The sequence below is a fragment of the Pseudarthrobacter arbutini genome, from assembly GCF_054510915.1.
The window spans coordinates 259,421-278,527 of sequence record NZ_JBTNDQ010000003.1; the positions used below are offsets into that span (position 1 = coordinate 259,421).

A 19,107-nucleotide genomic window follows, 5' to 3' on the forward strand; every position below is an offset into this window, starting at 1 on the left:
GGCCAACGTTACAGCGCTCCAAGGGCTTCGCGCAGTACCGGGGCCAAACGGCGGACACCTTCCTTGATGGCGTCGGGCGGCACCGCGCTGAACGCCAGCCGCAGCTTATTCGACGGCGAATCGGACGGTGTGAAGGCAGCCCCGGGGATAAAGACCACGCCGGCGTCGATCGCCTTCTGCAGCAGGGGATAGGTATCCACGCCTGCCGGCAGCGTGACCCAGACGAAGAAGCCGCCTTCCGGGCTGGTCCAGCTGGTGCCGGCTGGCATGTGTTCGTCCAGGGCGGCCAGCATCGCCGTGCATCGTTCGGCGTAGAGTCCGCGGTAGGTCTCGATCTGGCCCTTCCAGTCATAGTCGCTGAGGTAGGCGGACACCAGCATCTGGTTCAGCGTCGGAGGGCACAGCGTGACAGATTCGGATGCCAGGTAGTAGCGCCGCTGGAGGTGCTCCGGGACCAATGCCCAGCCGATGCGAAGACCAGGGGCGAAGATCTTGGAGAACGATCCCATGTAGATGACATCGGCGGGGTTGGCCGCGCGGAGCGGTTCCAGCGGTGTCCCGTTGTACCGGAGGAGCCCATACGGGTTGTCTTCCAGCACGAGAATATTCGCGTTCCGGCATATATCAACAACCCGCTGGCGGCGTTCCCCTGCCAGGGTGATTCCTGAGGGGTTGTTGAAGTTGGGGATGGTGTAGAGGAACTTAATGTTCTTCCCGGCTGTCTGGAGGGCGGCGATCCGGGCCTCCAACAGCTCAGGCACCAGGCCGTGGTCGTCCATCTCCACGGTGGCCACCTCCACCTGGTACGCCTCAAACGTATTGAGGGCGCCCACGTAGGTGGGGTTCTCGACCAGCACCACGTCGCCCGGGTTGCAGAAGACCTTGGTGGCCACATCCTGGGCCGACTGGGAGCCTGCGGTGATCACAACATTCTGCGGGACCGCGTCCAGGATTCCTTCTGCCGCCATCACCTCGCAGATCTGGGTGCGCAGTTCTTCCGTGCCCTGCCCGCCGCCGTACTGCAGGGCCGTGAGCCCTTCGTTGGCGATGATGCTTGCCGCCGTGGCGGCCAGCCGCTCAAGCGGAAGGGATTGCAGGTACGGACTGCCCCCGGCAAGGGACACCAGTCCGGGGCGCATCGAGATGTCGAAAACGTCCCGCACTGCTGACTGCTTAATGTTGGCTGCGCGCTCCGAAAACAGCGCCTCGTGGGGATGGGCGGCGCGGTGGGCGGACGTGGCCGCGCGCTCGATGGCATCAATGGCTTCGGCCGGTAACTGCACTTCGCCGGCATCAAGTGTTTCGTGGCTCACATCCTCAGGATACAGCCGGCAGTTGCCGATAAGGCAACATCTGTTGATCAATTGCGCTACTTGAGGCGTAGTGCGTCGGCGAGCATCACGCCGTTGACGTAGACCTCGGCGCGGATGGCGCCCACCGAGGCGACGGCAGTCTGCGTGAGTTGGGCCTCGATGCGCGGGATGTCGCACACCCCCGCCGGACGGATCGAGCCGGACAGGTAGACCGTTACGGCCGTGCCGTCGAAGGTGCCGGACAGGAACGTGAGGGTTGAGTCGGACAGGGAGTTGTACAGGCCGGGGGCAGGTTCTGCGGCGCTGTCCAGCAGGGCGCGCATGGCATTGGCCAACGGCTCCGTGGAGCCGGCCACGGTGCGGCGGTCGCCGGCCAGGCTGTCGTTGCAGCCAAAGCGCACACCTCCGGCCCCACCGTCGTCGAGCAGCACGTAGTAGACAGTCACCGTCTGGGATCCGCCGGACTGGCCAGGGGCCGGCTGGGCCGGGGGCGGCGCCGAAGGCTCGGGGGCCGGCGAGGGGCTTGCTCCCATGGGCGTAGTTGAACCGGGAGCCGCACCGCCTCCGGGCGAAGCCGTTCCGGACGAGGGAGTGGTGACGGAGCTCTGCTCGGGTGTTCCGAGTGTCCCGCCTGAGGCGTGGCCCGAGGGTTCGGGGGGTGAAGCGGCGGACGGGCCGGTGGTTTCGGCGGGCGCAGCGGTGACCGGCGGAGGTGCCTGCGGCTGGGGAATTGGAACCAAGGGCGGGTGGGCGCGGTCAGAGTGTTCAATGGTGGTTGCGCCGGGCGCGACGCTGCTCCCGGCAGACGGGTTGGGGTTGGGGGCGCAGCATCCCAGCCACAGCGGAAGCGTAAGTGCTGCCGCCGTCGCCATCAGCTTTCCGGCGCTCCGCCTGCCTGCCATGTCCGCACCGCGTTCCATCCCCGAATGCTTTCCGTGCATTAAACGTTACGGCGGTCCCTCAGCCCTGAAAATGCCCGCGAGGTACCGGTTGGAACAAGACTTGGTCACACGTACGGGCGTGAGCGCCGGTCCGCTCACGGTGCGATAACAAATGCCCCGGCCACCTTGCGGTGCCCGGGGCTTTTGGTTGCTTGGCGCTGCTGCGTGCGGCTGCCTTACGCTGCCGGCTGGGCGACGGCGAGTGCGTCGAAGACGCCCTTGATCTGCTCCACTACCTCGGCATCGTCCTTCGGGTGCAGCTCGGCAAAGCGGACCATGGAGCCCGGGACGGCGAGCTTGACGTCCTTGAGCACCTGGGCGCCGGCAATGCCCACTGCCTTGCGGGCTTCGTCCTGTGCCCACACGCCACCGAACTGGCCAAATGCGGTACCGACGACGGCGGTGGGCTTGCCGGAGAGGGCGCCGGCACCGAAGGGGCGGGACAGCCAGTCGATGGCGTTCTTCAGCGATGCCGGCACGGTGCCGTTGTGCTCCGGGGTCACGAGGAGAATGGTGTCGGCGTCGTTGGCTGCTGCGCGGAGGGCGGCGGCAGCGGCGGGAACCTGGCCCTCGACGTCGATGTCCTCGTTATAGAACGGGATGTTGCCCAGGCTTTCGTGGATGACCACGTCAACCTGCTCGGGAGCGTTCAGCTGGATGGCTTCGGCGAGCTTCTGGTTGGTGGATTCGGCGCGGAGGCTGCCAACAAGGGTAAGGACGGTGCTCTTCTTCGACATACGGACTCCTTTAGTGGGCCGCGGCGGGACCGCTGGCCGGTGGAAGGGTGGAGGCTTGGTGCCTTCATGGACTAAACGGACCGTAGTCCGATTATTATTCCCGGGTCTAGGATATGGACTGTGAGCTTTATCCCGCTGCTGCCCGGTTCGCTCTCCGGCCCGCCCGCTGAGCGCAGTGATGCTGCCCGGAACCGTGAGCGGCTGTTGGGCGCGGCGCGGGAACTGATTGCCGAGTGTGGCCCGGACGCCCTGACCATGGACAGGCTGGCCGAGCGGGCCGGCGTGGGCAAGGGCACCGTCTTCCGCCGATTCGGCAGCCGCGCCGGGCTGATGATGACGTTGCTGAGCGATTCCGAGGCCGCCTTCCAGGCCCGCTTTATGTTCGGCCCGCCGCCCTTGGGGCCGGGCGCCCCGGGCCTGGAGCGGCTGATCGCCTTCGGTGCGGAGCGGATCGCGTATGTGATGGAGCATGGGGACCTTGCGAGGGCCGCCGAGGCTTCGGCCCGCAGCCGGTACGAGGTCCCGGCAGCCAAGCTGTGGCAGCGCCACATCGAGCTCCTCCTCCGGGAGGAGGGCATGGATGCGGATCCGCTGCTGATGGCCATGTCCCTGACCGCAACACTGGATCCGGACCGGCTCCTGCACGCCGTCCGCGTCCACGGCCTGGCGCCCGAGCGGCTGACGGACTCCTGGCGGGAACTTGTTACGCGGGTGGTCCGCGGGCGGTAGGGTACGCCTGAATCCAGTGGCTCGTCCAGTCATATCAATTCCACTGAATTATTCATAACAATCTGATACGGAGCGCACGGATTCCGCTCAGGTGCCCGCATTTCCGACGCTACTCTGTGGTAGTTTCCTCTGGAATGTGACCCGCAACATAGTCCACCCGGACTTACTCTGCGCTGGTCGCGGGAGGCCGGCCACACGCTGGTGGAGACCCGGTGGCGGCGAGACCCGTTGCTGGCGGGGAAATCGGAAGGATCTGGAACGTGGATGTAGTGAAGGCAGGAAGTCCGTTGCCGGCCGAGGGGCATCCCTTGGAGTGTTCTTCCAGAATCCCGGCGGCAGCGAACCTGAAGTAGCTGCCACATGATCAGGTACCTCGCCAAGCGCGGCATCACCTACGTCTTCATGATTTTCCTGACCACGTCAGCCGGCTATTTCCTGGCGGTCAGCTCCCTCAAGCCAGCCCTCCTCGAACAGGAACGGATTCCCCGTCCCACCCCCGAGCAGGTCGCCAATTCCATGCGTCTGAAGGGTCTGGATCCGGACCTGGGCCCATGGGAGCGCTACGTTGAGTGGCTCACCGGGATCGTGACCCGCTGGGACTGGGGACGCAGCCCCAACGGCGCCTTCATCAACGCTGAATTCGGGGACCGTGTGTGGATCTCCACCCGGCTCTTCCTTGCATCCATCGTCCTGACCCTGGTCATCGGCGTCGCGCTTGGGGTGTACTCGGCGGCCCGGCAGTACAAGTTCCAGGACCGCGTGATCACGTCCTATAGCTACCTCGCGTACATCGTGCCCGCCCCCATTGCCTACTTCCTGGTTCAGCTCGGTGCCATCAACATCAACGAAACCGTCGGGGAGCGCATCTTCTTCGTGACAGGCATCTCCACGCCCGGCATGCAACCCGGGTGGGCGCAGTTTGTGGACATGGTGGCCCACTACGCAGTTCCTACCATCGCCATCACGCTCGTCGGGTGGGGTTCGTACCAGATCGCGCAGCGCCAGTATCTGCTGGACAACGTCAATGCGGACTTCGTCCGGACGGCACGGGCCAAGGGGCTCACCCGGAACCAGGCCATCACCCGGCACGCCCTCCGGGTTTCCTTCATCCCGGTCGCCCAAAGCATCGCCTTCACTATCCCGGCCATCTTCGCCGGCGGCTTCTTCGCCGAGAAGATCTTCGCCTGGCCAGGAGTGGGGTCCTGGAGCATTGACGCCATCTCGCTGCAGGATGTGAATGCGGCCACGGCCACCCTCGCCTACGGCTCGGTCATCTTCGCCCTGGGCGCCATCCTCGCCGACTTCGCCACCACGCTTGTTGACCCGAGAGTGAGGGTGCAGTAGCCATGACCAACCTCAACGCCGTTGATCCGGCAGCCGTGGCGCAGGACGCGCACCTCGAAAGCGCCGATGTGGTGATCGCCAAGTCCACCATCATTTTCCGCCGCTTCATGCGGAACAAGACTGCCGTCGCCGGGCTTGCGGTTTTCCTGAGCCTCACCATCTTCTCCTTCGTCGGCGGGTACCTCACTCCTTGGGACAAGGAGACCATCGACCCGTTCAATATCGGCATGCCGCCTTCCGGCGACCACTTCCTCGGCACGTCGCAGGCCGGCATCGACCTCTACGCCATGACTGTCGAAGGCACCAGGATCTCGATCCTGATCGGTCTGATCGTGGGCCTCGTGTCCGTCCTGGTCGCCGCGGTATATGGCTGCACCATGGCCTATTTCGGCGGAAAAGTGGACAAGGTGATGCTCTTCGTCCTGGAGGCCCTCATCATGATGCCCGCCCTGCTGGTGGTGGCAGTGGCCACCAGCGGCGGAGGGGACGGCCTGAAGAAGAACCTCCCCAGCTGGCTCCTGCTGATCATCGTGCTCCTGGTGTTCAGCTGGATGGGGACCGCGCGGCTTATCCGCTCGATGTCCATGTCGCTGATGCAGCGGGACTTCGTCAAGGCGGCCCAGTACATGGGCGTCCCGCCCCGGCGCATCGTGTGGCGGCACCTGGTCCCCAACATCGGGTCGCTGCTGGTCCTGGACATCACCCGCGGCGTCACCGGGGCCATCCTGGCCGAAGTGGCGTTCTCCTTCATCGGCATCGGCATTAAGGTGCCGGATGTTAGCCTCGGCGTGCTGATTGGCGGCGCCACGTCCCAGGTCCAGACCTTCCCGTGGATGTTCTGGGTCCCGCTCACTGTGATGTTCCTGCTTACGGGGTCCCTGGCCATGATGAACGATGGCCTGCGTGACGCCTTCGACCCGAGCTCCAGTTCGGTTGGCCGGGCCAAAAAGAACAGTGCAGAGAAGAAGAGCAAATGAGCACCTTCCTTGAGCCGGCTGACCCGGCCCCCACAGCAGCCGAGCGGCTCCACATCGCCGGTCTCCACTCGCCGTCGGACGCTGTCCTGTCCGTCCGGGACCTGAACGTCAGCTTCAACTCCGAAAACGGGGCCGTGCATGCCGTCCGGGGCGTCAACTTCGACCTGATGCCCGGCAAAACGCTGGGAATCGTGGGGGAGTCCGGGTCCGGCAAATCGGTAACATCGCTGGCGATCATGGGCCTGCTGCCCGCCACGGCCGAGATCTCCGGCTCGGTCAGGCTCAAGGGCAAGGAACTGCTGGGCCTCAGCGACAAAGCCATGTGTGCGTACCGTGGCAACGACATCGCCATGGTGTTCCAGGACCCGCTGTCCTCCCTCACGCCGGTGTACACCGTGGGAACCCAGATCACCGAGGCCCTCACCATCCACAACCCCGGCATGAGCAAGGCGGCGAAGGAAACCCGCGCCGTCGAACTCCTGGCAATGGTGGGCATTCCCAGCCCCCGGAACAGGCTCAGGGCTTTTCCGCACGAGTTCTCCGGCGGCATGCGCCAGCGCGTGATGATCGCCATCGCCATCGCCAACAACCCGCGCGTGCTGATCGCGGATGAGCCGACGACGGCCCTGGACGTCACCATCCAGGCCCAGGTGCTTGAGGTGCTGCATACGGCGCAGGAGGAAACGGGCGCCGCCGTCGTGATGATCACGCACGATCTGGGCGTGGTGGCGGGCATCGCCGACGACATCATGGTGATGTACGCCGGCAAGCCGGTGGAAACCGGCAGCGTGGATGACATCTACTACGATCCCCGGATGCCCTACACGATGGGCCTGCTCGGGGCGGTGCCACGCGTGGACGTCGCGGAGAAATCCTCGCTGGTCCCCATCGACGGCATCCCGCCGAACCTCCTGCACACCCCCACCGGCTGCTCCTTCGCGCCGCGGTGCCCGCTGGTGACCGATGCCTGCCTGGACGGCGAGCCCTCTTTGAGCCCGGTTCCGGGAACTGGTTACCACCAGGCGGCCTGCATCAAATCCGGTTCCCTCGGCGGGGACGTGGATGTCCACGAGATCTTTTCCGCCCCGCCGGTCCCGGTCTCGCGCTTTGACCTCATCCCCCGGGGGGAACGCTCAACCGTGCTGGAACTCAGGGATGTCCGCAAACACTTTGCGCTGACCAAGGGTGCCCTGCTCAAGCGGCGCATCGGCACCGTGAAGGCCGTGGACGGCCTGAGCTTCGACATCCGCGAAGGTGAGTGCTTCTCCATTGTGGGGGAGTCCGGGTCGGGCAAAACCACCACCCTGCTGGAAATCATGGAGTTCCACAAGGACCAGGACGGCGAGGTGATCATCGGCGGCATCAGCAACAAGCAGGCCGCCGACGCCAAGACCAAAAGCGCCATGCGCCGGGAAATGCAGATGGTTTTCCAGGATCCCACCGGCGCCCTGGACCCCCGCTTCACCGTCTACGAGGTCCTGGCCGAGCCGCTCCAGAACGCCGGCATGGATAAGCGGGCCATCAAAAAACGCATCATGGAACTGATGAATCTGGTGGGCCTGCAGCCGGACCACGTCAACCGGTTCCCCAACCAGTTCTCCGGCGGCCAGCGGCAGCGCGTGGGCATCGCCCGGGCACTGGCCGTGAACCCCAAATTGGTGGTCCTGGACGAGCCCGTGTCCGCGCTGGATGTCTCGGTCCAGGCCGGCGTCATCAACCTCCTGGACAAGCTCCGCGCGGAGCTGGGCCTGAGCTACCTGATGGTGGCCCACGATCTGTCCGTGGTCCGCCACATCTCCAACCGGGTGGCGGTGATGTACCTGGGCAAGATTGTGGAGATCGGGGAGGTGGACCGGGTTTTCGACAACCCACGCCACCCGTATACCCGCGCGCTGCTGTCCGCGATCCCTGTCCCGGACCCGCAGTTCGAGCGCACTCGGGAGCGGATCATCCTTCAAGGCGACCTGCCTTCTCCGTTGGATGCCCCGAAGGGCTGCAACTTCGCCACCCGCTGCCCCGTCTTCGCGGCGCTTCCCGCTGCGAAACAGGAGCATTGCCTGACCCTGGAGCCCCCGCTCGAGGCCGTGCAGCCTTCCGCTGCCGTGGAGATTTTGGAGGCCGGCCCGGCGCCTACACCGGATCAGCAGTTCGCCTGCTTCTTCCCGGATGGTGAACTGGACGAGCACATGCTGGTGGTCCACGAAACGGCGGAACCCCATGCACCCTAGATTTTTTCGACCCATCACAAGCACCACCCGCACCTATGAAGGGAAAACCATGAGGAATCTGACCAAGATCGGCGGCGCAGCGGCCATTGCCGCAGCCCTGGCGCTGACGGCCTGCGGCGGTGGCGGAACACCCACCGGACCGGAATCCGCCAAGGGGCAGGGAACGGGCAGTGACCTGGCCAAGCTCATCAGCATCAACGAGAAGCCAGCCGCTGATCTTGAGCCTGGTGGCAAGGTCACCCTGCCGCTGGGCAGCATCGGGCCGGATTTCAACGGGTTCTCCAACAACGGCAACAGCTCTGACAACTCCGCGATGATGGCCCCGATCAACCCGGTGGCCGTGACCAGCGGCGGCATCGGCGGTTGCTGGAAGGTTGACTTCGTCGGCAAGGCAACGCCGAACAAGGACTTCTGCGAGTCCGTGGACAGCAAAGTGGTGGACGGCAAACAGACCGTCACCATCAAGGTCAACGAAAAGGCCACGTACAACGACGGCACGCCGATCGACGTCAAGGCCTTCCAGAACACCTGGAACACCCTCAAGAGCCCGGATGCCGGCTACGACATCGTGACCTCTGGCGCCTACGAGTTCGTTGAGTCGGTTGAGGCCGGCAGCAGCGACAAAGAAGTCATCGTCAAGACCACCCAGCCGGTCTACCCGCTGGATGCGCTCTTCTTCGGCCTGATCCACCCGGCCGTGAACACGCCGGAGATCTTTAACGAGGGCTTCAACGGCGAAATGCACCCGGAATGGATGGCCGGCCCCTTCAAGGTGGACCAGTACGACGCCGCAGCCAAGACCGTCACCATGGTTCCCAACGACAAGTGGTGGGGCACCAAGCCGGTGCTGGAAAGCGTCGTCTTCCGCCAGCTGGAAACCAGCGCACAGATCGCTGCTTTCAAGAATGGCGAGATCGATGCCATGTCCGCCAACACCATCGCCCTGTACAAGCAGCTTGAGGGCACCAAGGACTCCGAGGTCCGCCGTGGCCAGCGCCTCTTCGCCGGTGGCATGAACATCAACGCCCAGAAGATCACCGACGTCGCCGTTCGCGAGGCCATCTTCGCCGCTGTTGACCGCGAAGCCCTCCGCAAGGTCCGCTTCAATGGCCTGAACTGGGAAGAGCCCAGCTCCGGTTCCATGATGGTCCTGCCGTTCTCGGACTACTACCAGGACAACTACCCGGTGAAGGAAACCGGCGCGGACGTTGCCAAGAAGGTCCTGACCGACGCTGGCTACGCGCCGAACGCCGCCGGAATCATGGAGAAGGACGGCAAGCCCGCCGCCTTCAAGATCAGCAACTTCGGTGACGACCCCACCACCCTCGCCTTCACCCAGACCCTGCAGAAGCAGCTCCAGGCCGGCGGCATGGATGTCGGTATTGACCAGCGTGCCTCCGCCGACTTCGGCAAGGTCATCGGCGGCCGCGACTTCGACATGAGCGTCTCCGGCTACACCGTTGGCCCGGATTCCACCGATGCTGTCAAGCAGTACTACGACTCCAAGGTCAACGAAAACGGTCTTGGCGATGCCGAGCTGGACAAGAAGATCGCCGATCTCGCCTCCATCGAGGACAACGCCGAGCGCAACAAGGCAGCCATGGAAGTTGAAAAGGAGCACATGGCCAAGTACTTCTCCATGGGTGTTGTGATGAACGGCCCGCAGATCTCCTTCGTCCGCACCGGCCTGGCCAACTACGGCCCATCCCTGTTCCAGAGCCTCTCCCAGGTTCCGGACTGGTCCACCCTGGGCTGGATCAAGAAGTAACACCCTCCCTGCAACGCTCTCTCACTTAACGCAGGGTTTTCGCCAACGCTCTCTCACTTCCGGCCAGTCATCCGCGGGAGGTGAGAGAGTGTTTGGCTTTAATGCACGTTAACTGCGAGAGCGTGCGGGTACCGTTTCCCCTATGACATGGACTGAACCCGAACGCCGTATCCGCACCGCCGTCGTCGGCTATGGACTCTCAGGGAGCGTTTTCCACGCGCCGCTCATCGCGGCGGATCCCCGCTACGCGTTGGACGTCATCGCGACGTCCGACGCCGGCCGGCAGGCTGCCGCGACGCAGCGGTACGCCGGCACCAAAACAGTGCCCGACGGCGATGCGGTCCTTGCGCTCGCCAGTGACCTTGATCTTGTGGTGCTGGGGACCCCGCCGGCCACTCACTTCCCGCTGGCGAAGGCCGCCCTGGAGGCCGGGCTGGATGTCGTGGTGGACAAGCCATTCGCGGTCCGATCTGCCGAGGGACAGGAGCTGATCGCCCTCGCGGAGCGGCTGGGGCGGGTGCTCACGGTCTTCCAGAACCGGCGTTGGGACGGCGATTTCCTCACGGTCCGGAAATTGCTGGCCGGCGAAGCACTGGGCAGCGTGACCCGCTTTGAGTCCAGCTTCGAGCGCTGGTCCCCGGACATCTCCAAGGCGTGGAAAGCCAGCGCCACGGCGGCGGACGGCGGCGGCGTGCTGTTCGACCTGGGCACGCACCTTATCGACCAGGCGCTTTTGCTTTTCGGTCCAGCCGCCGTGGCCCACGCGGAACTGCAGGCGCGGCGTCCGCACGAGAAGGTGGACGATGACGTTTTCCTGGTGCTCAGCCACGAGTCCGGGGTGACCAGCCACCTCAGCATGAACATGCTTTGCGCCCAGCAGGGCCCGCGCTTCCGCATTCTCGGATCCACCGGCGCGTTCACCAAGCACGGGATCGACCCGCAGGAACCGTACATCGTTGCCGGCGGCAGCCCGCTGGACACTGAATACGGCGTTGAGGCACCGGAATGGGCAGGATCCCTGGGCCGCGACGGCCACCTCGATCCGCTGCCCACGGAACGAGGTGCCTACCCCGAGTTCTACCGGCTCCTGGCAGCCAAGATCGACGACGGCGGAACCGCCTCCGCGCTGTCCCTCCCGGTAGATCCGGCAGACGCCGTCGAGGTGCTGAAGATTATCGAATCAGCCCGTTCTTACGAAACCGCCGGCTATTGAAATTGCGTGAGGTGAGTCACTAATGTCACTTGTTGCGGGTGATACCGAATTGTTGGGCAGGTGTAGCCCGGAAGGATCCGAGGCAAACAGCCGTCAGGATCGTGATCGATTGACTGTTGCCAGCGGCACCTGCGATCGCGTGGTGCCCGCCGGCAGAATTGGAGCAACACCATGCAAAGATTCACCAAGCTTGTGGCGCCAATCGGGGCACTAGCCCTCGCCATAGGCCTTTCGACCGCCGCGGCTCCTGCGGCGTTGTCGGCCAATGGGCAGCCTGCCAAAACCGGAATGCAGGCAAATGCCCAAGCGGGAACCCAAACCTACATCGTCCTGTACAAGGCCAACGGGGTTTCCGGCAGGTCGCTTGCGGCTGTGCGGGACGCTGGCGGCACCGTGGTGCAGGCCTATCCGCAGATCGGTGTGGCTATCGTGAAGTCAGACCGAGGCGGCTTCGATGCGGCCCTGCGCGCCGCAGACTCTTCCGTACAGGGGGCCGCGTCCACAGCGGGCTTCGCCGTGGCTGTCGAAGACGACAACTCCGGTGCGGCTGCAGCGGCTATCGACCCCGGAACGCCCGCGCCGGGTGACGACAACCTGGCCGCGCTCCAATGGGATATGGACCAGATCCAGGCCCCGGCGGCGCGCGCCATCAACGGCGGCAGCGCCTCGGTGGTGGTGGGCGACATCGACACCGGACTGGACTACACCCACCCGGACCTTGCCCCGAACGTTGATTTCTCCAGGAGCGTTTCCTGCGTTGGCGGCGTCCCGAACACGGATCCGGCGGCGTGGATGGACAACAACGGCCACGGCACCCACACGGCCGGCACCATCGCCGCCGCCAAGAACGGCATCGGGATGGTGGGCGTTGCCCCTAACGTCAAGATCGCCGGAATCAAGGCCGGCAACGATGACGGCTTCTTCTTCCCCGAGGCAGTGGTCTGCGCCTTCATGTGGGCAGGCACCAACGGGATCCAGGTGACCAACAACAGCTACTTCGCCGATCCCTGGCTCTTCAACTGCAAGAATGACCCCACCCAACGGGCCATCTGGGAAGCCGAGCGCCGGGCCATCAAGTTTGCCCAGCAAAACGGCACCACAATTGTGGCGGCGGAGGGCAACCAGTCCGATGACCTCGCCCATCCCACACAGGATCAGACCAGCCCGGATAACACCACACCTGTCACGCGCGAGATCAGCAACGCCTGCGCCGTGGTGCCCGTAGAAGTACCCGGAGTGATCGGCGTGAGCGCCAACGGCAACAAGCTGATCAAGTCGTTCTACTCCAGCTACGGTGTGGGCGCCGTCAGCGTGATCGCGCCTGGTGGAGACTCGATCCTGCAGCGGACGGCGGCCGCCGAAAACGGCCGGGTCCTGTCGACCTGGCCTTCAGCCGCCGCCGCATCCTGTCCCGAGGTGTTGACTGTGACGGACGGAGCCGCCCGCTACTGCTACCTGCAGGGTACCTCCATGGCTGCCCCGCACGTGGCCGGTGTCGCGGCGCTGGTGGTCAGCACCGGAGTCAGCAACCCGGGCACCGTGGCATCGCGGATCAACACCACCGCCGACAAGATGGACTGCCCGGCTGACATGAGTGTGTACGCCCCGTTCCCTGCAACGGACAACAACGCACCCCAGGTGTGCCAGGGCGGTTCCGGCTACAACGGCTTCAACGGCCACGGCCAGGTGAACGCTCTCCGCGCGATCGGCGGCTAACCCTGTCGAAGTCCGCCGGAATGGCAGTCATCCAACGCGTGCTGCTCCTTCGTCGCTTTGACGCACGCTTACTGGATGGCTGCCATTCCGGCGATAAGTGCGCAGCGATTCCCGCGGTCGTTCTCGCACCAGCGGTCGTTCTCGCACCATGGGGAGAGTTACGCGGAAACCAGTTCGTGCCAGTCCGAAACGAGGGGCAGGTTGTGCGCCTCGGAGACCGAGCGGTGAGCAACCTTGCCACCGGCGATGTTCAGGCCGGCGGCGAGGGACGGGTCGCGGTCGAATGCGGCCTTGACGCCCAGGTTGGCCAGGGCCACGGCGTAGCGCAGGGTGACGTTGGTCAGCGCGTAGGTGGAGGTGTTCGGGACGGCGCCCGGCATGTTGGCAACGCAGTAGAAGATCGTGTTGTGGACCTTGTACGTTGGTTCCTGGTGTGTGGTGGGGTGCGTGTCCTCGAAGCAGCCGCCCTGGTCCACGGCAATGTCCACGAGCACGGAGCCGGGCTTCATGCGGGACACGAGTTCGTTGCTGACCAGCTTGGGGGCCTTGGCGCCGGGGATCAGGACGGAGCCGATGACGAGGTCGGCGTCGACGACGGACTTCTCGATCTCGTAGGAGTTGGAGGCAACTGTCTTGAGTCGGCCCTGGTACTGGGCGTCGAGCTCGCGGAGGCGGTTGATGTTGATGTCCAGGATGGTGACGTCGGCGCCCAGGCCCAGGGCCATCGCGGCGGCATTGGTGCCGGCAACACCGGCGCCCAGGACAACCACCTTGGCCGGGCGGACGCCCGGTACGCCGCCGAGCAACACGCCCTTGCCGCCGGCGGGTGCCATCAGGGAGGTGGCCCCGACCTGCACGGACAAACGGCCGGCAACCTCGGACATGGGGGCCAGCAGCGGCAGCGTGCGGCCTTCCTGCACGGTCTCGTAGGCGATGGCGGTGACGCCGGAGTTGATGAGCGCTTGCGTGAGCTCCGGTTCGGCGGCGAGGTGGAGGTACGTGAAGAGGATCATGCCCTTGCGGAAGCGGTGGTACTCGGCCTTGATGGGTTCCTTGACCTTCATGACCATGTCGGCCCGGCCCCAGACGTCGTCGGCTTCGGCAACGATTTCGGCGCCGGCGATCGCGTATTCCTCGTCCGTGATCCCTGAGCCCAAGCCTGCGCCGCGCTCTACCAGGACCGTGTGGCCGTGGGTGCGGAACTCGTGAACGCCAGCAGCGGTGATGGCGACGCGGAATTCGTTGTTCTTGATCTCTTTGGGGACACCGATGATCATTTGTGGCTCCATATTCTCGGGCCGGGTAGGCCCGAAATTGCGGGGGAAGTTGTGATTCCAGAATAAATCCGGTTGTGACCCAACTGACAGGAAAGCAGGGTTCGGGGCGCGTAAGCTCCCCGTGATTCCGGGAATTTCTGCTTTCATGGGTCGACAAATGTTCAGCGTCAGGGCGTCAGGTGTCGCCTGCTGTTCGTTCGCCCGGATGCCTGCCGGAGCAGTAGGGTTACCCCATGCAGCAGGACGTGGAACAACTGGTGGAGCAGGTGGCGCAGAAGCTTGGCCGGGGACTGTCGCTGGAGGACCTGGACGGCCTGCTGCTCGCTTACAGCTCCAACCAGTCCCACGCGGACCGGGTCCGGGTGAACTTTTTGTTGAGCAAGCGGGTCCCGGCCGATGTCAGCGCCTGGCAGCTTTCCCATGGCATCGCCACGGCGGTCCGCCCGGTAGCGATTCCCGCAAACCAGGAGCTGGGGATGCTGGGCCGGGTGTGCGTCCCCTTGATGGTGCGCGGTTTCCGCGTCGGCTACCTCTGGGTGCAGCAGGACTCGGCAGAGGAAAGTCCGACGGCGATCCTCTCCCAGTTGCCGGACGTGACCCCGGAGATCGAGCTGCTTTCCGGCCTGCTGCTGGACTCCAACACCGCCGAATCCGAGTTCCGGCGGGGCCGCGAACGCGAGTTCCTGGCCGCCTGTTCCGGCGAGGCCAACGCGGTGGCCGCCGTGGCGGGCTGGAAGGAAATCCAGGGCAAGGGGCCGTGGCAGATGGTCACGGTGCTCGACGCCGACGGCTGGGCCGGCGGCCCGGATCCCATCGCTTCCACGCTGATCCACCGCTCAGCCGCCCTTCAGGCCACGGTGGGGGTGGACGTGGCGCTGTTCAGCGCCGGCACGGAAACCCATTCGGTGGTGCTGTTCCGTGAGTCTGTGGGCCGGGCCAACCATGCCCAGGTGCTGGTCCACTACCAGCTGGAGCTGGCCAAACGCTCGGGCCGGCCGGTGCACCGCATCATCCTGGGCATCAGTGAGGGTTTTGCCAAGCCGCGCGAGCTTGCCGAGGCCTACCGGCAGTCCCGGCTGGCGGCGCAGGCGGCGGCTGTGGACCCCCAGCTCGGCGAGTTGGTGGACTGCCGTGCCACCGGGGTGTACCAGCTGCTGGCATCGGCGGGCGGGGGAGCTGGCGCCTGGGCTGACTCCGGGTCCGTCTATGTGCGGATGCTGGAGGACCACGACCGCAACGACGAGCTCCTTCCCGTACTTGAGCTCATCTACGACAACGACGGCTCCGTCCAGGACGTGGCCACCAAACTCCACCTGCACCGCAGCAGCATCTACAACCGGCTGAGCCGCATCCGGCAGCTCCTGGGCGTGGACCCGCTGAAGGGAATGCCCCGGCTGGAACTCCACGCCGCACTGAAGATGCGGCGCTGGGCGGCGCGCCCGCGGATCTAGCTCGCGCGCCGGGACTCAACACCCGGGACCCGCCCACCCCTGAGCCAGCTCACGACGGGGCTAGGCCTGCTCTGGCTGCTCTGGCTTCTTCTGCCGGTCCAGCCAGGCCATGACGGCGGCCAGCCTGATCCGGCGGTGCGTGCCGCGGTATTCCACGGGGATCTCGCCGCGATCGGTCATGTTGCGCAGGTACGTGTGGGAAATCCCGGCGAGTTCGGCCGCCTGGGAGGTGGTGAGCATTTCCTCCACGCTGCTGACGGTCACCGCTTCGCCGCGGCCCAGCCGAGCGAGCAGGTCCACGACCGCGTCCCTCGCCTGGGGCGTCAGCCGGTGGACCGTGCCGTCCACGAACACGGTGATGTCGTTGCTGTCCCGGAGGGAACGGGCGAGGTTCAGGGCGTCGTCGGCGGGCAGGCCAGCCGTGACGCGTGGAGCTATCAGTGCCATGCCAGAAGCCTAACCCTGTACCTCCGGGCGGCGGCGGTAAGCTCGCGGAATGAAGCTCAGTGATGGCGAGGACATTGAATCCGGCGGGCTAGCGGGCAGGCTGTACCGCTCCGTGGCGCCAGCAGGCGATGTGCAGCGACCGACGTATGTCCTGCTCCACGGCATCGGCGTTTCCCACCGCTACTTCGCTCGGCTGCACCGGGAGCTGGCCCTCGCAGCCGACGTCTACTCCTTTGACCTCCCAGGGTTTGGCGACGCGCCCAAGCCCCGGCGCCAGGTGCCGGTGGGTGAGTATGTGGCTTTCGTGCGGGCAGCGCTTGCCGCCGCCGGCGTGACGTCCTGCGTGGTGATCGGGCATTCCATGGGGACCCAGCATGCCGTTGAACTCGCCCTGCAGGAGCCGGAGCTCGTGGACGCCGTGGTGCTGATGGGTCCCGTGGTGGACCCCCGCCGCAGGTCGGTTGCGCGGCAGGCGCTGGCGTTGACCCGCGACGCCATGTTCAGCGAGAGCCCGTCGGCGAATGCCATCGTCTTCGCGGACTATTTCCGGGCCGGCCCACGCTGGTACCTCACCGAGCTGCCGGTGATGATGCAGTATCCCCTTGAGGCCAGGATCCGCGGAATCAGCCAGCCGCTGCTGGTGTTGCGGGGCAGCAGGGACCCGGTGGCCGGGCCCGACTGGTGCCGTCGGCTGGCTTCCCAGGCCCCCCAGGGCAGCATGACGGAAATCTCCGGCCATGGCCACGTTTTCCAGCACACCGCCCCGGGACCAGCGGCCGCCGCGATCACCAGCTGGGCCCCTATTCGGCGTCGAGGTCCGTTTCCAGGAGCTTGACCAGCGAATCCAATGCCGCGTCGGCGCCGTCACCTTCAGCCCGGAGCACCACAACATCGCCCTTGGCGGCGCCCAGGGTCATCAGCGACAGGATGCTGGATGCGTCCAGTGCGTCGTCCTCCGGGTCGCCCTGCATGGCAATGGTGACCTCAACTCCCACGCCTCCGGCGGCTTCCGCAAACAGCGCGGCGGGGCGCGCGTGCAGGCCGGAGCGGCTGGCGATGGTGGCGATGCGTTCGGGCATTGTTCCTCCTGGTGGGTGCTTCTTTGTGGCTGGCGGCGGGCGGTGGGTCGAAGGCGGGCGGTTGGTACGAACCGGCCGGTCAGAGGCCGAGTTCCTCAAGGACGGGCAGTTTTTCCCGTACCCAGGCCTTGGCTTCGGTGGCGCTGGGCGCGGACAGCGCCAGCTTGGCCAGCTGCTGCGCCTCGGCCAGCGTAACGGTCTTCAGCACCGCGGCCACGGCGGCCAGGGACCGCGCGGTCATGGACAGCGTGTTGACGCCAAGCCCGGTAAGTACGACGGCGAGGGCCGGGTCAGCGGCCGCCTCACCGCAGACGCCCACGGGTTTGTTGTGGCCTTCCGCGCGGGAGCCTTCCACGGTCAATCCCACCAGGCGCAGCACGGCGGGCTGCCAGGGTGTGTTCAGTCCTGCCAGCGGGCCGAGTTGGCGGTCGGCGGCCATGGCGTACTGGGTGAGGTCGTTGGTGCCCAGGCTCGCGAATCCCACCTCGCGCAGGATGGCCTCGGCGGTGAGCGCCGCGGAGGGGACTTCCACCATCACGCCGGGCGTCTTGATGCCGGCGTCGGCGCACATTGAGGCGAAGCGGGCCGCCTCTTCCGCCGTCGAGATCATTGGGGCCATGACCCACACGTCCGCTTCGGACTGCTTCTCGGCCAGGGCGATGGCCTCCAGCTGGCGGTCCAGCACGCCCGGTGTGGTGAAGTCCGTGCGGTAGCCGCGGACGCCCAAGGCAGGGTTGGGCTCCGTGGAGTCGGTCAGGAACGGAAGCGGCTTGTCGGCGCCGGCGTCGAGCGTCCGCAGAACCACTTTCTTTCCCGGGAACGCATCAAAAACGCTCTTGTAGGCCGCGGCCTGTTCCGCCACGCTGGGCTCGGAGTCCCGTTCAAGGAAGCAGAATTCGGTGCGGAAAAGGCCCACGCCCTGGGCGCCCAGCTTGGCTGCCGCCTCGGCGTCCTTGCCGCCGCCAACGTTGGCGAGCAGCGGCACCAGGTGGCCGTCCGCCGTCGTGCCCGTGCCGCTGAATTCGGCCAGCATGGAAGCCGTGGCCGCCCATGCTTCCGCTGCGGCACGCAGTGATTCGTCGGGCTCCGCCGTGATGGTGCCGGCCGCGCCGTCCACATAGACGTCCGTGCCGTCCGGGAGTTCGTCCACGCCTACGGCTGCCACCACGGCCGGCAGGCCAAGGGAACGGGCGATGATGGCGGTGTGGGACTGGGGGCCGCCGCCCGCTGTAACGAGTGCCAGTACTTTGTTCGGGTCCAGGGTCGCGGTGTCCGCCGGCGCCAGATCCTCGGCCACCAGGACGAACGGCGTATTGGAGGCCGGAATGCCGGGCGCGGGCACGCCGCGCAGCTCGGCGACGATCCGTGCGCGCACATCCAGGACGTCAGTGGCGCGTTCGGCCATGTAGCCGCCCAGGTTGTGAAGCATTTCAGCAACGGAGGAACCGGATTCCCAGATGGCGCGCTCGCTTGAGGCGCCGCGGGCAACGAGCTTGGCCGCACCCTTTATGAGCATGGTGTCCTTGGCCATGAGTGCCGTGGCTTCAAGGACTGCTTTGCCGTCTCCGGTGGCGTGGGCTGCACGGGACTTCAGTTCGTCGTGCACCGCCTGGGAGGCCGTCTTGAGGGCGGTCGTCGCTTCCTCGGCCGTGACTCCGGGGGGCAGTTGCTCGCCTGCAGGGGGTTCGCTGATCGGTTTGGGCATCTGCCGGACGGTTCCGATGATGCGGCCGGGGCTGACGCCAACTCCTGGGAAGGTCTGCACTGAAGGTCCTCATTCTCTGCCGGTAGCCAGGCCCGCCAAGGTTATCCCGGCGCCATGCCGGGCCGCCGCGACCACTATGTGCGAGGGCGGAAACGTGCCTGAAAAAATTGTATGTGATTCAG

At 65.8% G+C, this 19,107-nt stretch carries 16 protein-coding genes; 9 read left to right on the forward strand and 7 right to left on the reverse strand.

The features are described from left to right. Positions 1-8 precede the first annotated feature (8 nt). The 3 genes from ACX80V_RS05180 to ACX80V_RS05190 form a co-directional block, all read right to left on the reverse strand. Complete coding sequence (locus tag ACX80V_RS05180; RefSeq protein ID WP_485842248.1) at positions 9-1,313, reverse strand: aminotransferase-like domain-containing protein; 1,305 nt, start codon at positions 1,311-1,313, stop codon at positions 9-11. A 56-nt stretch (positions 1,314-1,369) separates the two neighbouring features. Continuing rightward, positions 1,370-2,233 (reverse strand): GerMN domain-containing protein, encoded by an 864-nt coding sequence (locus ACX80V_RS05185; RefSeq protein ID WP_485842249.1) that lies wholly within the window; start codon positions 2,231-2,233, stop codon positions 1,370-1,372. Positions 2,234-2,430: 197 nt separating this feature from the next. Continuing rightward, positions 2,431-2,991 carry an NAD(P)H-dependent oxidoreductase gene (locus tag ACX80V_RS05190; protein ID WP_485842250.1) on the reverse strand — a complete coding sequence of 187 codons (561 nt, stop codon included), beginning with the start codon at positions 2,989-2,991 and terminating at the stop codon, positions 2,431-2,433. Positions 2,992-3,111: 120 nt separating this feature from the next. Here ACX80V_RS05190 and ACX80V_RS05195 point away from each other — a divergent pair, with 120 nt between their 5' ends. The 7 genes from ACX80V_RS05195 to ACX80V_RS05225 all read left to right on the forward strand — a co-directional run bounded on the left by ACX80V_RS05195 (position 3,112) and on the right by ACX80V_RS05225 (position 12,966). After that, a complete protein-coding gene (locus ACX80V_RS05195; protein ID WP_058930732.1) occupies positions 3,112-3,720 on the forward strand; it encodes a TetR/AcrR family transcriptional regulator in 609 nt (202 codons plus the stop codon). A gap of 360 nt (positions 3,721-4,080) precedes the next feature. After that, a complete protein-coding gene (locus ACX80V_RS05200) occupies positions 4,081-5,064 on the forward strand; it encodes an ABC transporter permease (protein WP_485842251.1) in 984 nt (327 codons plus the stop codon). Positions 5,065-5,066: 2 nt separating this feature from the next. Beyond that, the gene (locus ACX80V_RS05205) at positions 5,067-6,041 is read left to right on the forward strand and encodes an ABC transporter permease (protein WP_485842252.1); all 975 of its coding nucleotides are present in this window, start codon (positions 5,067-5,069) and stop codon (positions 6,039-6,041) included. Beyond that, complete coding sequence (locus ACX80V_RS05210) at positions 6,038-8,269, forward strand: ABC transporter ATP-binding protein (protein WP_485842253.1); 2,232 nt, start codon at positions 6,038-6,040, stop codon at positions 8,267-8,269. The genes ACX80V_RS05205 and ACX80V_RS05210 overlap by 4 nt, the downstream gene beginning before the upstream one ends. A gap of 49 nt (positions 8,270-8,318) precedes the next feature. Then, the gene (locus ACX80V_RS05215; RefSeq protein ID WP_485842254.1) at positions 8,319-10,037 is read left to right on the forward strand and encodes an ABC transporter family substrate-binding protein; all 1,719 of its coding nucleotides are present in this window, start codon (positions 8,319-8,321) and stop codon (positions 10,035-10,037) included. A 142-nt stretch (positions 10,038-10,179) separates the two neighbouring features. Beyond that, positions 10,180-11,250, forward strand: coding sequence for a Gfo/Idh/MocA family protein (locus ACX80V_RS05220; RefSeq protein WP_485842255.1), 1,071 nt, complete (start codon positions 10,180-10,182; stop codon positions 11,248-11,250). A 171-nt stretch (positions 11,251-11,421) separates the two neighbouring features. Then, positions 11,422-12,966, forward strand: a complete 1,545-nt coding sequence (locus ACX80V_RS05225; RefSeq protein WP_485842256.1) for a S8 family peptidase — start codon at positions 11,422-11,424, stop codon at positions 12,964-12,966. Between the two features lie 158 nt (positions 12,967-13,124). Here ACX80V_RS05225 and ald read toward each other — a convergent pair whose 3' ends face one another. Beyond that, positions 13,125-14,243, reverse strand: coding sequence for an alanine dehydrogenase (ald, locus tag ACX80V_RS05230; RefSeq protein WP_058930739.1), 1,119 nt, complete (start codon positions 14,241-14,243; stop codon positions 13,125-13,127). 233 nt (positions 14,244-14,476) lie between these two features. Between ald and ACX80V_RS05235 the strand changes: the two genes are divergently transcribed. Further along, on the forward strand, positions 14,477-15,694 hold the full coding sequence (locus tag ACX80V_RS05235; protein ID WP_485842257.1) for a PucR family transcriptional regulator: 1,218 nt from the start codon (positions 14,477-14,479) through the stop codon (positions 15,692-15,694). Positions 15,695-15,754: 60 nt separating this feature from the next. Here ACX80V_RS05235 and ACX80V_RS05240 read toward each other — a convergent pair whose 3' ends face one another. After that, positions 15,755-16,141, reverse strand: a complete 387-nt coding sequence (locus ACX80V_RS05240) for a helix-turn-helix domain-containing protein (protein WP_485842258.1) — start codon at positions 16,139-16,141, stop codon at positions 15,755-15,757. Between the two features lie 49 nt (positions 16,142-16,190). Here ACX80V_RS05240 and ACX80V_RS05245 point away from each other — a divergent pair, with 49 nt between their 5' ends. Then, positions 16,191-16,976 (forward strand): alpha/beta fold hydrolase, encoded by a 786-nt coding sequence (locus tag ACX80V_RS05245; RefSeq protein WP_252599627.1) that lies wholly within the window; start codon positions 16,191-16,193, stop codon positions 16,974-16,976. On the opposite strand, the gene ACX80V_RS05250 is transcribed toward ACX80V_RS05245, so the two are convergent. Both ACX80V_RS05250 and ptsP read right to left on the reverse strand, forming a co-directional pair. Then, positions 16,942-17,220, reverse strand: a complete 279-nt coding sequence (locus ACX80V_RS05250; RefSeq protein ID WP_058930743.1) for an HPr family phosphocarrier protein — start codon at positions 17,218-17,220, stop codon at positions 16,942-16,944. The two genes, ACX80V_RS05245 and ACX80V_RS05250, sit on opposite strands and share 35 nt — an antisense overlap. 79 nt (positions 17,221-17,299) lie before the next feature. After that, positions 17,300-18,985: a phosphoenolpyruvate--protein phosphotransferase gene (gene ptsP, locus ACX80V_RS05255; protein WP_485842259.1), complete on the reverse strand. Its 1,686-nt coding sequence runs from the start codon at positions 18,983-18,985 to the stop codon at positions 17,300-17,302. Positions 18,986-19,107 lie beyond the last annotated feature (122 nt).

What these genes read in the sequence shown, in the direction of transcription:
- ACX80V_RS05185 (WP_485842249.1), bottom strand. Translation starts at nt 2,233, where the DNA reads ATGGAACGCGGTGCGGACATGGCAGGCAGGCGGAGCGCCGGAAAGCTG.
- ACX80V_RS05190 (WP_485842250.1), bottom strand. Translation starts at nt 2,991, where the DNA reads ATGTCGAAGAAGAGCACCGTCCTTACCCTTGTTGGCAGCCTCCGCGCC.
- ACX80V_RS05200 (WP_485842251.1), top strand. Translation starts at nt 4,081, where the DNA reads ATGATCAGGTACCTCGCCAAGCGCGGCATCACCTACGTCTTCATGATT.
- ACX80V_RS05205 (WP_485842252.1), top strand. Translation starts at nt 5,067, where the DNA reads ATGACCAACCTCAACGCCGTTGATCCGGCAGCCGTGGCGCAGGACGCG.
- ACX80V_RS05210 (WP_485842253.1), top strand. Translation starts at nt 6,038, where the DNA reads ATGAGCACCTTCCTTGAGCCGGCTGACCCGGCCCCCACAGCAGCCGAG.
- ACX80V_RS05215 (WP_485842254.1), top strand. Translation starts at nt 8,319, where the DNA reads ATGAGGAATCTGACCAAGATCGGCGGCGCAGCGGCCATTGCCGCAGCC.
- ACX80V_RS05220 (WP_485842255.1), top strand. Translation starts at nt 10,180, where the DNA reads ATGACATGGACTGAACCCGAACGCCGTATCCGCACCGCCGTCGTCGGC.
- ACX80V_RS05225 (WP_485842256.1), top strand. Translation starts at nt 11,422, where the DNA reads ATGCAAAGATTCACCAAGCTTGTGGCGCCAATCGGGGCACTAGCCCTC.
- ald (WP_058930739.1), bottom strand. Translation starts at nt 14,243, where the DNA reads ATGATCATCGGTGTCCCCAAAGAGATCAAGAACAACGAATTCCGCGTC.
- ACX80V_RS05235 (WP_485842257.1), top strand. Translation starts at nt 14,477, where the DNA reads ATGCAGCAGGACGTGGAACAACTGGTGGAGCAGGTGGCGCAGAAGCTT.
- ACX80V_RS05240 (WP_485842258.1), bottom strand. Translation starts at nt 16,141, where the DNA reads ATGGCACTGATAGCTCCACGCGTCACGGCTGGCCTGCCCGCCGACGAC.
- ACX80V_RS05245 (WP_252599627.1), top strand. Translation starts at nt 16,191, where the DNA reads ATGAAGCTCAGTGATGGCGAGGACATTGAATCCGGCGGGCTAGCGGGC.
- ACX80V_RS05250 (WP_058930743.1), bottom strand. Translation starts at nt 17,220, where the DNA reads ATGCCCGAACGCATCGCCACCATCGCCAGCCGCTCCGGCCTGCACGCG.